Below are 13,843 nucleotides of genomic sequence, written 5' to 3'. Positions count from 1 at the left end.
CTTCTGGTTCGTCGCGCCCGGCCACGCGGCAAAGGCCGCGGATCAACGGGTCGAGATGGCCATCCTGCATCCCGTCGATGCGGCCAAGGTTGGCAACAACCCGATGGCGCGGTTGCCCCGCCTCGTTCCGATAGGACTCGACGAGCTGCAGGTAGCGCCGTTCACCGCTTTTGCTGATCCGAACAAACATACCTACAGAATATTGCAGTTGAACCATCCAGGCAAACCAAAACAGCTGTCGACGTGTGACTACAGAACTTTGACCCTTAGATATCACTAACCCATTGAGATGACTCGATCAGACGGACCGACACCCCTCAAACATAGACCAATTTTGTCGAACTTCGGGGCTCTGTCGATCTGTTTTCAACATGGAACGGTCGCGACACCAGCCTCGCGACCGTGCGGCCGATTTCGACCTTCATTCTGGCGGCAACGATCAAAAACGCCCCCTATCTGATGTCTGCAAGAACGCTGGAAAAAAGCCGGATCGTCCTGATCCCCAGCCAGGACGTACGCGCCGTCTTCGATGTAGACGGCAATTTCGCCCGGGCGATAGTGACGGAACTTGCGCAGTGTTATCGCTCGGTCATCAAGGCACAGAAGGATCTCAAGCTTCGGACCTCGCTCGAACGGCTGGCAAACCATCTTCTGCGTCATCAGAAGCGTGCTGGCGGAGGAGGTTCCTTCGAGCTGGATTTCGAAAAGCGCCGTCTCGCCTCGGTCCTGGGCATGACCGCCGAGAATCTCAGCCGGGCCTTCGAGGGCCTTCAGCCATACGGTGTCACTGTCGAGGGACCGCGCATTTACATTGACGATCAGGCCGATCTGGAGAGGTTCGCAAAACCGACCCCCCTCATCGATGATCACTCGATTTGATTGTAAGGATAGCGGGCTGGCCTAAGCCCGCGGCCGATATGCGGCGATCAGCTGCAGATACAGGGCCAGACCTGCCGCAAGACGCGAAAGCGGAACGGAAGGAATGCGGCGGTTTGACATTAGCGCGCCGAGGGTCCCAGTCTTTGCCCATCTCGCGCCGCTTGCGGAAACCGTATCGACCAAGGAATTGCTGCAAGTGGGTGCGAATGGTCGGCCGGACTGGCGCAGAATGGCTGACAAAAAAAGCCGCGAAGGCCGCAGTGAATTCCAGCCAGTTTACGAGTCGTACCACCTTTCAAATGTGCTTTGCAGCCGGCATGCGCAACAACAGGCGGCCATAGATCACGGCAAATCCCACAAAGGCCAGGATCCACGCCATAGCCGCAACCATGTGCAGGGCAGACACCTGAGCCGGTAAAAAACCGGCGGCAAATCGGGCCAGCACCGCCACCACCAGCGCCGTATAGATGCCGACCGTGCCCGGCCCGACGGTCAGGGTCTGTCCGGTATGGCCAAGCGTGGCCCGGGTCATCATGGCCAGCGTTATCAGGCTCGCAGCACCGCCCGTCCACAGATGCTGCGCTGCAGCCATGCCGAACAGGCCGGGCACAAGGATTTCTGCACCCATAGCCAAGGCCCCCAACGGCAGGAAAGCATATCCCAGATGCAGGACCGCGACCAAAGGCTCTGCCAAGGTATGGTGCCCCGCCCAACGGGCCAGCCGGATCGTGTGCAGCGTCCCTGCCAGGGCCAGCAGCATGCCGGTTAACAAGTGATCGGGCAGGACAGCCCAGACCATGAGCGCCGCAAGCAGGGCCAGAAGCGCTATCTTGTCGAACCTTTGCATCGGTGGCACAGGCAGCCTGCCGGGCCCCCGCTTGACCAACCAGTTGCGCGTGAAGGACGGCACGACTCGCCCGCCGATCACGGCAATCATCATGATCACGGCCCCAAGCCCGACCCTGAGGCAATAACCCTGAGCGGCATAGTGGCCACGCACGGCCTCGATATGAAAAAGACCGTTGCCGAAGATCAGCACATCCAGCAGCGCCAGCACGATCAGGTTGCGCCAACTCTTGCCCACCACAATCTCGCACCCTATCACGGCCGCAAGAGCCAGCGGCATCGCCAGATCTGCCAGCGCTACGGCCAGCGGCGGCAGATGAGCAGACAGGGCCACCGCCACCCGCCCAATCAGCCACAGCCCGAACAAAGCACCCAGTGGCCAGCCGACAGTCGGCAACCAGCCGGTCCAGTTCGGCACCGCTGTCAGCAGGAACCCGGCGATAACGGCCGCCAGATAACCGAACAGAAATTCATGCGCGTGCCACGACACCGGATCAAAGGCCGTGGGCAGTGTAAGATCTCTCGATAGCATCGGTACCCACAGCGCCATGGCCAAGGCTGCCCAGACACTTGCGCCAAAGAAGAACGGGCGAAATCCGAAGGTCAGGATCGCAGGCCCGCGCCAGGCACGCATCTGTTCGGCAGATGTAGTCATCGTCCCTCGCCTGGAAACTGGACGCCGGTCTCCGTCAGGACGACATTCAGCGGGATATAGTGGGGTTCGGGAAAGATGTTGGCAAGCTGCGCCGCTTGCAGACCAATCCCGATGGGAAAAGGTCGTGGGGCGAGCTTCACCAAGGTGCGGTCGAAATAACCCCCGCTATAGCCCAGCCTGAACCCTACCCTATCCCATCCCACAACCGGGGACACTGAAACATCAGGTGTCAGCCTTCCGGTATCGGCCGGTGGAACCGGAATATCCCAGTCACCCCGCACCATCCGCAATTCGGGCGGCCAGCGACGAAAGACCAGCGGGCTATCCCTTACTTCGACCACCAGCAATGCGAAGATAAGGCCTGCGTCATACAGGTCTGCCATCATGCCTCACAGATCGGGTTTCCCCCTTGATTGGCCAATAGGCCGGCAGGACCATGCCCGACGCCCCTCAAACCTGACCGCCAGAAGCTGCCGCAGATGCCCGGCGTGATTCGCCCGCATCACCGTGATCGGCTGTTTGATTCCGAGTATCCCACCGCGGCGGATTGTTGGAAAGAGTATCAGATCCTCTTTCTTGATACGCACTTCCATCTCGCCAATCATCCTTTGCAGCAGGACCGACAGGCCCTCGGGTACACTGACTTCGCAGAAGTGCACGTCTTCGACCCGCTCGGCCATGCTCGCTAACTGGTCAGCCATGAACCAGCTCAAATGTGACGGAACCGGTTTCGTCGTTCCGACCGTCCTTCTGACCGAGGTCTTCGACATGACCGAAGACGCCGTGTGGCCTGCTGCCGGTTTCGTGGACAGCAGATCAAGTTAGATGCCGTATTTGGCCGACATCGAGACCCCGAACGCCGGTCCGAACCATCCTCGGATGAAGCAGGGAAAATATCGGGACTCAGCTCATGGCCAAAACCCTTTGTCCGGAGAGCGCAGATATATAACCGAAGCTACCTAACAAAATATGGCCCTGTCGATGAAAGCTGCTGTCCCCGGAATCCGGTTCATCCGGGTCCAAACGCGACCAGCGTCCCTGCCCGCCTTTCCAGGATCGCACGGGCATCCTCCAGCCGGCCGATCCCGGCCACCCTGCCCGGCGATGAGGCGAAGGTGCGGGCGGCCTCGACCTTGGGCGCCATCGAGCCCTGGGCGAAGCCGCCCGGATCCAGCTGGTCGGGCCGTGCCTTGCGGATGGCGCGCTGGTCCGGGGTACCCCAGCCGTCATAGACCGCATCCACATCGGTCAGCATCAGGAAGGCGTCGGCCTCCAGCTGCCCGGCCAGCAGCCCGGCGGCGTGGTCCTTGTCGATCACGGCCTCTACCCCTTGCAGGCTGCCATCGGCCAGCCGGATCACCGGAATGCCGCCGCCGCCCGCGCAGATCACCGTGACGCCCCCGTCGACCAGCAGGCGCACCGCGCGGATCTGGGTGATGTGTCGGGGACGGGGCGAGGGCACGACGCGTCGCCATTTGCCGGCACTCTCCTCGGCCATCGGCCAGCCATGGGCGGCGCGCATCTTCCCGGCCTCCTCGGCGTCATAAAGTGGGCCGATGGGTTTTTCGGGCCGGGCGAATGCGGGATCGTCCGGCGCCACCTCGATCTGGGTCAGCAGCGTGGCCAGCGCCGCGCCGCGCGGCAGGGCGTTGGCCAGCTCCTGCTCGACGAGATAGCCGATCATGCCGACGCTTTCGGCGCCCAGAATGTCCAACGGCCAAACCGTCTCGCCGCCATAGGCCGCCGCCTGTAGCGCCAGCAGCCCTACCTGCGGGCCGTTGCCATGCGCGACCACGATCTGGTGGTCGCGCGCCAGATCGGCCAGTGCTCGCGCCGCCTTGCGCACATTGGCGCGCTGCGCCTCGGCCGTCATCGGCTCTCCGCGGCGCAGAAGGGCGTTGCCGCCAAGGGCCACCACGACACGCATCGCCCTAGCCCGCCAGGGTGGCGACCAGCATCGCCTTGATCGTGTGCATCCGGTTCTCGGCCTGGTCGAAGACGATCGAGGCGGCGGATTCGAAGACCTCCTCGGTTACCTCCATGCAGTCGATGCCGTAGTCGCGGAAGATCTTCTCGCCCATCTCGGTCTCACGGTTGTGGAAGGCGGGCAGGCAATGCATGAACTTGGCGTGGGGATTGCCGGCCGCCTCCATGATTTGGCGGGTGACGCGATAGGGAGTCAGCTTCTCGATCCGCCCGGCCCAGACCTCCTCGGGCTCTCCCATCGAGACCCAGACATCGGTATAGACGAAATCGCAGCCGCGCGCGGCCTCGGCCGGATCCTCCGTCAGGGTGATCGTCGCGCCGGTGGTCGCGGCGATCTCGCGGCAGCGGCCAACCAGGGCCGCGTCGGGCCAGCAGTCGCGGGGGGCGCCAAGCCGCACGTCCATGCCGATCAGCGCCGCGCCCTCCAGCAGCGAATTGCCCATGTTGTTGCCGGCATCGCCAAGAAAGCAGAAGGCTAGCTGCGACAGGTGCTTGCGAGTGAATTCGCGCATGGTCAGGAAATCGGCAAGGACCTGGGTCGGGTGGAATTCGTCCGTCAGCCCGTTATAAACCGGCACACCCGACCATTCGGCCAGAAGCTCGGCCTGCTGCTGGCCGAAGCCGCGATATTCGATGGCGTCATAGATGCGGCCCAGCACGCGGGCGGTATCCTTCATCGATTCCTTCTTGCCGATCTGGGTGCCGGTCGGGCCCAGATAAGTGACATGCGCGCCCTGGTCATAGGCGGCCACCTCGAAGCCGGTGCGGGTGCGGGTCGAGTCCTTTTCGAAGATCAGCGCGATGTTGCGCCCGCGCAGCCGCTGCTGCTCATAGCCGCCATATCTGGCCTGCTTCAGCGAGGCCGACAGCCGCAGCAGGAAGCGAATCTCGTCGGGGCTGAAATCCATGAGTTTCAGGACGCTGCGTCCCAGAAGATTGACGGGCATTTGCTTGCCTCTCCTAGGCCGGATCGCGGATCAGCGGGCTGGTCATGCAATGGCCGCCGCCGCGCCCGCGGCCCAGTTCCGCGCCGGGGATGGTGATGACCTCGACCCCCGCCTTGCGCAGCTGGGTGTTGGTATAGGTGTTACGGTCATAAGCGATGACCACGCCGGGCTCGAGCGCGATGACGTTGTTGCCGTCGTCCCATTGCTCGCGCTCGGCCACATAGGCGTTGCCGCCGGTCTCGACCACGCGCAGCTTCGGCAGGCCAAGCGCCTCGGCCGCCACCTCGACCAGCGGGCGGTTTTCCTCGCGGATATCCAGCGTCCAGTCCCTGTCGCCAGGGCGGATCGAATAGGGCACGATCCGGGTCGCCACATCGGCAAAGACCGTGACCAGGTCGCGGTCGCAGAAGCTGAACACCGTGTCCAGGTGCATCGAAGCGCGCTCGACCGGCAGCTTGCAGGCGATCACCCGCTCGGCCCCGCCCTGCGCGAACAGCGCACGGGCAAGCTGGTCAACCGCCTGCGGCGTGGTGCGTTCGCCCATCCCGACCAGCACGGTGCCGTTGCCGATCGGCATGACGTCGCCGCCCTCCAGCGTGGCAAGGCCGTGGTCGCGATCCGGGTCGCCCCACCAGACCGGGAAGCCCGCATCGCGGAAATCGGGATGGAAGCGATAGATCGCGGCGATGTTCACCGTCTCCAGCTTGCGCGCGTTCCAGCGCATCGGGTTCAGTGTCACGCCGCCATGGATCCAGCAGGTCGTGTCGCGGGTGAACAGGTGATTGGGCAGCGGCGGCAGCACGAAATCCTCGGGCCGCAGGGTGGCGGGGAACAGCCCGCCCCCTTCAAGCGGCAGCTCGGCCCGGCTCATCCCGCCCAGAAGGATCAGCGACAGCGGGTCGGCGTCGATTTCCATCAGATGGGCGCGCAGCTCGTCGGCCAGGCCCACGCCGACGGTGTTTTCGTTGACGCGCCGCCGCAGCAGCCAGTCGCGGGCCTCGGGGATGCGCATCGTCTCGGCCAGAAGCTCGCGCAGGAACACGACCTCGGCGCCGCGATAGCGCATGGCATCGACGAATTCCATGTGATCGGTGCGCGCCTGCTTGACCCAGATCACGTCGTCGAACAGCAATTCGCGACAGTTCGAGGGCGTCAGCCGCGCCAAGGCCGAACCGGGCCGGTGGACAAGGACACGGCGCAGCTTGCCGATTTCCGAATGGACGCCATAGGTGATGGACATGTTCGCTCTCCGGTTTCAGACGATCAGGGCGGCGATGCTGAGGCAGGCCATGATGATGACGGTCAGGATCAGCAGAAGCGGCCACATGAAGCGCAGCCAGCGTTCATAGGGCACGCGCCCGATGGCCAGCGCGCCCATGACCACGGCGAAGGTCGGATTGATCAGGTTCACCAGCCCGTTCGCCGACTGATAGGCCGTCACCACCAGGTCACGCCCCACGCCGGCGAAATCCGCGACCGGCGCCATGATCGGCATGGACAGCACCGCCAGCCCGGACGAGGACGGAACGAAGAAGGACATCAGCACCTGCAGCCAGTACATCACGTTGATGAAGGCCACCTCGCCCAGACCGGCAACAGACATCTCGGCCCAGTGCAGGATGGTGTCGGTGATGCGTCCGGCATCCATGACGACCACGATGCCGCGCGCCAGCCCGATGATCAGCGCCACGCCCAGCAGGTCGCGCGCGCCGTCGACGAAGGAATCGACGAAGTCCTTCTCGCCCGGTCGCACGACCAGCCCGACCAGGATCGCCGCGCCGAGGAACAGCGCGCTCATCTCGCCCATCCACCAGCCCCCGGCCAGCACGCCCCAGACCATGACCAAGAAGGTCAGCCCGAAGATCGACAGGACGATCTTGTGGATGGTGGTGAATTCGGTCTTCTCGCCTTGATGGCCGCTGAGGAAATGCGCCTCGTTGCGGGCCTTCATGTCGTAGACCAGCGATTTCGACGGATCGCGGCGGACCTTTTCGGCATAGCGCATGACGTAGACGACGCAGGCCAGCCAGCACAGGACCAGGATCACCAGCCGCAGCACCAGCCCGCGCGTGAAGGGGATCCCTGCCGCATCGGACGCGATCACGGTGGCGAAGGCGTTGACGGTCGAGCCCAGGACCCCCACGCCCGCGCCCAAGAGGATGATCGCCACCGCCGTCACCGCGTCATAGCGCGCGGCGATCATGATCGGGATCAGCAGCATGTAGAAGGCCAGCGTCTCCTCGGCCATGCCATAGGTGGTGCCGCCAAGCGCGAACAGCCCCATCAGCACCGGGATCATCCATTTCTCGCGCCCCGCCAGCCTGGTCATGGCGTGGCCGATGCCGGCATTGATGGCGCCGCTGGCGGCGACCACGCCGATGAAGCCGCCGATGACCAGCACGAAGACGGCCACGTCGATGGCATTCGCCTCGTAGCTGTCGGGATCGTAGAGCCCGGCGATGGGCGCCATCAGCACATCGGCGATGCCCTGCGGATTGGGCTCGGTCTCGGTATAGGTGCCGGCGACGGGAACCTCTCGGTCCAGCGCCTCGTTCATCTCGCGCTGATACTGTCCGGCGGGCACGATCCATGTCAGCGCGGCGACCAGGATGATCAGGCCGAACAGGATGGTGAAGGCGGTGGGGAAACGCAGTCCCCGCTTCTCGGTCTTCTCGGGCGTCTTGTCCATGATTGCCTCCGGCGGCTGGGATGGCAGCTGGCGCGGCGTCCTGTCGGTGCTGGCTGCTTATGCGACGCGAGATCGCCGCTGTCGAACTCATCCGAAACTGCAGGGATGCTCTTCAGTGGCCTTGCGAACTGTATTCAGCGTCTCACGACGCACGCATCGCCGCATTGATTCAGATCAACCGGCAGAAATTCGTTACCCTGCCTGCATGGCAGCGCTGAATTGTGTGAGGACGAGCGCGGCGCATGGACGGGTTTTAAGCCTTGATTACATTGAGAAAACCTGCGTGCAGCCCGGTCAACCGGTCGTCGCAATCATCTTGCTGCCACTGATGCCGCCTTACCGAACGGGGCTGAAAATGAAATTCATTGAATTCTCCGCCCCCGCCCGGCAGAGCTCAAAGGGCCCCCGGCCTCTCGATCTGCCCGCCGCCGCCGCGATGACCGCATGGCCAGAAACACAACAGACGCAATAATCTGCCAAAGGATCAAACGGGATGGGTGTCGTTTGTTCCGGGAGGCGGGATGAGTTGACGGTTGAATGACGGACAGAAGCTGAAGCAGACTTCTTCTGACGGGGAATTCGCGGAAAGCAGGCTTTCCACATATACAACCCAAAGGCGTCCAGAACCGCGGATTGCTTATGAGCCAAAGAACAGGGATTGTCGGCCAGCATACATCACCAGGGCGGAGTCCGGAACATGCTTGATCGCGTGAAAAGATTCTTTTCCAGATCATGGGTCTGGATCGCAATGCTGGCCATGACAATTGCCGGTGGCTGGTATCTGACGCAGAAGCTGGCGGAACCGCAATTGCCGGACTGGATCGCCACAGGCAATGGACGGATCGAGGCAGTGGCCATCGACATCTCTGCCCGGACCGGCGGCCGCATCACCGATATCGTTGCGCAAGAGGGGCAGACGGTCGCCCGCGGTGAGATTCTCGCACATCTGGACACCCAGCAGCTTGACGCCCAGCTGCGCGAGGCCCGCGCCCAGTTCCAGCGCGGGCGGATCGCGCGCGATGTGGCGGAAAGCGGCGTCACGCAGGCCGAGGCGGAACATTCCGCCGCCCTTGCCGTGGTGGAGCAGCGCCGGAGCGAACTCGATTCGGCTGAAAACCGGTTGCAGCGGGCCGAACAACTGGCCCGCACCAGCGCGATCTCGCAGCAGACGCTGGACGACGACAGGGCGCGCCGGGCCGGAGCGCAGGCCACGCTGGATGCGGCACGCGCGCAGGCCGCCTCAGCCGAGGCAGGGATCGCGACGGCGCGGGCGCGGATCGTCGATGCGGAGGCGACCATCGAGGCAACCGAAGCCGCCATCGAACGCATTCAGGTCGAGAGAGACGACAGCACGCTGCGCTCGCCCCGCGCCGGTAGAGTGCAATATCTGGTCGCCCAGCCCGGAGAGGTCGTGGCTGGCGGCGGACGGGTGCTGAACCTGATCGATCTCGACGATGTCTACATGACCTTCTTTCTGTCCACCGTGCCCGCAGGCCGGGTCGCGGTGGGGTCCGAGGCGCGGATCGTGCTGGACACTGCACCGGGCGTGGTGATTCCGGCAGAGGTGTCGTTCATCTCGGATGTGGCCCAGTTCACACCGCGCACGGTCGAGACGACGGAAGAGCGCCTCGGCCTGATGTTCCGCGTCCGCGTCCGGGTGCCGCCCGAATTGTTGCGCAAATATCCCGATTACGTCAAACCGGGCCTGCCCGGCATCGCTCATGTCAAGCTGGAGGCGCAGGCTGAATGGCCCGACAGCCTGCGCGCCGGGCTGCTGGAATGACCAAAACCCCGCAGGACAGCGGCACCCCCCGGCTTGCCGCCTGCGTGCGGTCGGTCGGCCACGCCTTCGGCAAGACGCGCGCGCTGGAGGATGTAACCCTGGATTTTCCGGCGGGCCGGATGATCGGGGTGATAGGACCAGACGGGGTGGGCAAATCGACCCTGCTTTCGCTGATCGCCGGGGCGCGCCGCGTCCAGCAGGGTGAGGTTTTCGCACTGGACGCCAACATGCGCGATGCCACGCAGCGCGGCGAGGTCGGACCGCGCATCGCCTATATGCCGCAGGGGCTGGGCAAGAACCTCTATCCGACGCTTTCGGTATTCGAGAACGTCGATTTCTTCGGCCGCCTTTTCGGCCATGCCCGGCGGGAACGCGAACGGCGCATCCGCGAATTGCTGGCGGCGACCGGACTTGCTCCCTTTGCCGACCGGCCTGCGGGCAAGCTGTCGGGCGGCATGAAGCAGAAGCTGGGCCTGTGTTGCGCGCTGATCCACGACCCGGACCTGCTGATCCTCGATGAGCCGACCACCGGCGTCGACCCGCTGGCGCGGCGGCAGTTCTGGGATCTGATCAACGGCATCAGGACGGGCCAGCCCAATATGGGCGTCATCGTCGCCACCGCCTATATGGACGAGGCATCGGGTTTCGACTGGCTGGTCGCGATGGACGGTGGGCGAACTCTGGCGACGGGCACGCCCGACGAATTGCGACGCCAGACCGGCACCTCGTCGCTTGAGGACGCCTTCATCTCGCTGATGCCCGAAGAGAAGCGCAGGCACCACCGCCGGGTCGATATCCCACCACGATCCGACACCGGTAACGGGGATGCCGCGATCGAGGCCGAGGGGCTGACCATCCGCTTCGGCGATTTCACCGCGGTCGACAATGTCAGCTTCCGCATCCCGAAGGGCGAGATATTCGGCTTTCTCGGCTCGAACGGCTGCGGCAAGACCACGACAATGAAGATGCTGACCGGCCTTCTGCCCGCAAGCGAGGGCACGGCGCGGCTGTTCGGCCAGACGGTGGACCCGCATGACATCGACACCCGCCGCCGCGTCGGCTATATGTCGCAGTCCTTCTCGCTCTATACCGAACTGACGGTGCGGCAAAACCTGGACCTGCACGCCCGGCTGTTCCAGCTGCCCGCCCGCGACATCCCCGCCCGCATTCAGGAAATGGCGCAACGTTTCGGCCTGCTGGAGGTGATGGACAAGCTGCCGGATGCCCTGCCCCTCGGCGTCACGCAGCGGCTGTCGTTGGCCGTCGCCATGATCCACGCGCCCGAGATGCTGATCCTGGACGAGCCGACCTCGGGCGTCGATCCGGTTGCCCGCGACGCGCTGTGGCAAAGTTTCGCGGACCTGTCGCGCAAGGATGGGGTGACGATCTTCATCTCGACCCATTTCATGAACGAGGCCGAGCGTTGCGACCGCATCTCGCTGATGCATGCGGGCAAGGTGCTGGTCTCGGACACCCCGGCGCGGATCGTCGAAGACAGCGGCGCCGCCGATCTGGAAAACGCCTTCGTTACCCATCTGGAAGACGCCATCGCCGATGAGGAGGAGCCGGACAACACCGCGCCGCCCCCGCCCGACCGGGTGCAAACCATCGCCGCGCATCACCGGCAGGCGACATCCCGGCGCTTTCTCGACCCGCGCCGCATCGGCAGCTATGCAAGACGCGAGGCGCTGGAACTGCGCCGCGATCCGATCCGCGCCTCCTTCGCGTTTTTCGGCAGTCTCATTCTGCTCTTCGTACTGGGTTACGGCATCAGCATGGATGTCGAGGATCTGCCCTTCGCCGTGCTGGACCACGACCAGACCACGATCAGCCGCGACTATACGCTGGACATCGCCGGGTCGCGCTATTTCACCGAGCGCCCGCCCATCGCCAGCCCGGCCGATCTGGACCGGCGCATGCGCAATGGCGAGTTGAGCCTTGCGCTGGAAATCCCGCCGGGTTTCGCCCGCGAGGTCTCGGCCGGGCGTGAAGCAGAGATCGGCGGCTGGATCGACGGCTCGATGCCCTCGCGCGCCGAAACCGCGCAGGGTTATGTCGAGGGGCTGCATGCGCATTGGCTGATGCGGCAGGCGCGCGAGTCACAGGGCGTGCGCGCCGGCGATTTCAGCCTGGAGACGCGGTTTCGCTACAATCCGAACGTGGAAAGCCTGATCGCCATGGTGCCCGCCGTCATCGGGCTGGTGCTGCTGTTCATCCCGACCATGCTGGCCACGCTTTCCGTCGTGCGGGAAAAGGATCTGGGCTCCATCGTCAATCTCTATGTCACACCAGTTTCGCGGCTGGAGTTCCTGCTGGGCAAGCAGATCCCCTATATTGGCCTCGCCATGCTGAACTTCGTCACGCTGACCGCATTCGCCGTGCTGGTGCAGGGGGTGCCGTTCACCGGTTCGGTCCTTGCCTACACGCTTGGCGGGCTGCTTTACGCGGTCGCGTCGACGGCGCTCGGCCTGTTCATATCCAGCTTCATGAACAGCCAGATCGCAGCTATCTTCCTTGCGACGCTCGTCTCGATGCTGCTTGCCGTGCAGTATTCGGGCATGATCGACCCGGTCGCGGCGATGGAGGGCTCGGCGGCCGTCATCGGCACGATCAACCCGGCCAGCCATTTCATCACCATATCGCGCGGGGCGTTTTCCAAGGCACTGGGGCTTGGCGATCTGGCCGCATCCCTGCTGGCCTTGCTGGCTGCAGGTCCGGTCCTGATTGCGCTCAGCGTGATTTTCCTGAAGAAACAGGCGCGGTAGGCCATGCGGATATCTACGGTCTGGCGTCTGGGTATCAAGGAGTTGCGGGGGCTGTTGCGCACACCCGCGCTGCTGGCGCTGATCGCCGCGGCCTTCTCGATCCAGATCTACGCGGCGGCGACGGCCACGCCCTTCACGCTCAACAAGGCGCCGATCTCCATCGTGGACGAAGATGTCTCGGCCCTCTCGGCGCGGATCGGATCGGCCTTCTATCCACCTCATTTCACGCCCCCGGCACCAATCACCCTGCCCGAGATGAACCGGCGCATGGATACCGGCATCGACACCTTCGCGCTGATCATCCCACCCAATTTCCAGCGCGACCTGCTGGCCGGTGCCGAACCCGCGCTGCAACTCAACGTCGATGCCACGCGGATGACGCAGGCCTTCACCGGCGCGGGCTATGTGCAGGCCATCGTCTCGGGCGAGGTCGGGGAGTTCGCTCAGCGATACCGCACCGTCCCATCCGCCCCGGTCGAACTGGTCCTGCGGGCGCGCTTCAATCCCGAACTCAATCCCGGCTGGTTCAGCGCGATGATGGAGGTGATCAACAACGTCTCGCTGCTTTCGGTCATCCTGGCTGGCGCAGCCCTGATCCGGGAACGCGAACGCGGCACCATCGAGCATCTTCTGGTCATGCCCGTCACTCCCACTGAAATCATGCTGGGCAAGATCTGGCCCGTGGCGCTGGTGGTGGCGGGGGCGGTGCTGTTCGCGATGACGGTCGTGGTGCAGACATGGCTGGCGATCCCGGTCGCCGGGTCGCTTGGGCTGTTGATGCTGGGGGTGGTGCTTCAGCTTTTCGCGACGACGTCGCTCGGCATCCTTCTCGCCAAGATCGCAGGCTCCATGCCGCAATTCGGGCTGCTGTTGATGCTTGTGCTGTTTCCCCTGCAAATCCTCGCCGGCGGGCTGACGCCGGTCGAGAACATGCCGGCCGGGCTGCGCATCCTGATGTCTGCAGCGCCAGACACGCATTTCGTGTCGCTGTCACAGGCGATCCTGTTCCGCGGAGCCGGGCTGGACGCGATCTGGCCGCGTTTCCTTGCGCTGATCGTGATCGGCCTTGCCTTCTTTTCCGTCTCGCTGTGGCGGTTCCGGAAGACGTTGCAGTAACGACATCTCGCCGTTCAAAGGGCTTGTTTTGCCCAATATTCCTCGACTCTTCTGCACTGCAAATCCACAGGCGGTGTCTCCACGGTAAACATCCGCCGAGGGCCGTCTGTCTGCTGGGCAGTGAGATCGTTTATCGAGTGTCCTTATGGACGCACACGAAGACACTCCCCGCATTCA

At 64.0% G+C, this 13,843-nt stretch carries 11 protein-coding genes and 2 pseudogenes; 5 read left to right on the top strand and 8 right to left on the bottom strand.

The window, feature by feature from the left end; translation table 11 throughout:
- Positions 1-190, bottom strand: a pseudogene (locus F3H32_RS17205) (IS1634 family transposase); the annotation flags it as partial.
- A 155-nt stretch (positions 191-345) separates the two neighbouring features.
- Here F3H32_RS17205 and F3H32_RS17200 point away from each other — a divergent pair.
- Positions 346-879, top strand: a pseudogene (locus F3H32_RS17200) (helix-turn-helix domain-containing protein); the annotation flags it as partial.
- A 295-nt stretch (positions 880-1,174) separates the two neighbouring features.
- On the opposite strand, the gene F3H32_RS17195 reads toward F3H32_RS17200, so the two are convergent.
- The 7 genes from F3H32_RS17195 to F3H32_RS17165 form a co-directional block, all read right to left on the bottom strand.
- On the bottom strand, positions 1,175-2,380 hold the full coding sequence (locus F3H32_RS17195) for an NnrS family protein (protein ID WP_149766889.1): 1,206 nt from the start codon (positions 2,378-2,380) through the stop codon (positions 1,175-1,177).
- Positions 2,377-2,766, bottom strand: coding sequence for a 5-formyltetrahydrofolate cyclo-ligase (locus F3H32_RS17190; protein WP_149766888.1), 390 nt, complete (start codon positions 2,764-2,766; stop codon positions 2,377-2,379). Before F3H32_RS17190 ends, F3H32_RS17195 begins: the two co-directional genes overlap by 4 nt.
- 3 nt (positions 2,767-2,769) lie before the next feature.
- On the bottom strand, positions 2,770-3,150 hold the full coding sequence (locus F3H32_RS17185; protein WP_149766887.1) for a hemerythrin domain-containing protein: 381 nt from the start codon (positions 3,148-3,150) through the stop codon (positions 2,770-2,772).
- Positions 3,151-3,389: 239 nt separating this feature from the next.
- A complete protein-coding gene (gene arcC, locus F3H32_RS17180) occupies positions 3,390-4,307 on the bottom strand; it encodes a carbamate kinase (RefSeq protein WP_149766886.1) in 918 nt (305 codons plus the stop codon).
- A gap of 4 nt (positions 4,308-4,311) precedes the next feature.
- Positions 4,312-5,313 carry an ornithine carbamoyltransferase gene (gene argF, locus F3H32_RS17175; protein WP_149766885.1) on the bottom strand — a complete coding sequence of 334 codons (1,002 nt, stop codon included), beginning with the start codon at positions 5,311-5,313 and terminating at the stop codon, positions 4,312-4,314.
- A 13-nt stretch (positions 5,314-5,326) separates the two neighbouring features.
- Positions 5,327-6,553, bottom strand: a complete 1,227-nt coding sequence (gene arcA / locus F3H32_RS17170) for an arginine deiminase (protein ID WP_149766884.1) — start codon at positions 6,551-6,553, stop codon at positions 5,327-5,329.
- A gap of 15 nt (positions 6,554-6,568) precedes the next feature.
- The gene (locus F3H32_RS17165; RefSeq protein WP_149766883.1) at positions 6,569-8,002 is read right to left on the bottom strand and encodes a YfcC family protein; all 1,434 of its coding nucleotides are present in this window, start codon (positions 8,000-8,002) and stop codon (positions 6,569-6,571) included.
- Between F3H32_RS17165 and F3H32_RS17160 the strand changes: the two genes are divergently transcribed.
- From F3H32_RS17160 to F3H32_RS17145, 4 genes are all read left to right on the top strand, one after another.
- Positions 7,995-8,474 (top strand): hypothetical protein, encoded by a 480-nt coding sequence (locus tag F3H32_RS17160; protein ID WP_188128709.1) that lies wholly within the window; start codon positions 7,995-7,997, stop codon positions 8,472-8,474. The genes F3H32_RS17165 and F3H32_RS17160 overlap by 8 nt on opposite strands.
- A 237-nt stretch (positions 8,475-8,711) precedes the next feature.
- Positions 8,712-9,785, top strand: a complete 1,074-nt coding sequence (locus F3H32_RS17155; protein WP_223191524.1) for an HlyD family secretion protein — start codon at positions 8,712-8,714, stop codon at positions 9,783-9,785.
- Positions 9,782-12,550, top strand: a complete 2,769-nt coding sequence (gene rbbA, locus F3H32_RS17150) for a ribosome-associated ATPase/putative transporter RbbA (RefSeq protein ID WP_223191523.1) — start codon at positions 9,782-9,784, stop codon at positions 12,548-12,550. The genes F3H32_RS17155 and rbbA overlap by 4 nt, the downstream gene beginning before the upstream one ends.
- Positions 12,551-12,553: 3 nt before the next feature.
- A complete protein-coding gene (locus tag F3H32_RS17145) occupies positions 12,554-13,666 on the top strand; it encodes an ABC transporter permease (RefSeq protein ID WP_149766879.1) in 1,113 nt (370 codons plus the stop codon).
- Positions 13,667-13,843: the final 177 nt, after the last annotated feature.

The organism is Paracoccus thiocyanatus (assembly GCF_900156255.1).
GTDB lineage: Bacteria > Pseudomonadota > Alphaproteobacteria > Rhodobacterales > Rhodobacteraceae > Paracoccus > Paracoccus thiocyanatus.
The sequence above is the reverse complement of the archived record's forward strand: the minus strand, read 5'-3'. Positions and strand labels throughout refer to the sequence as shown.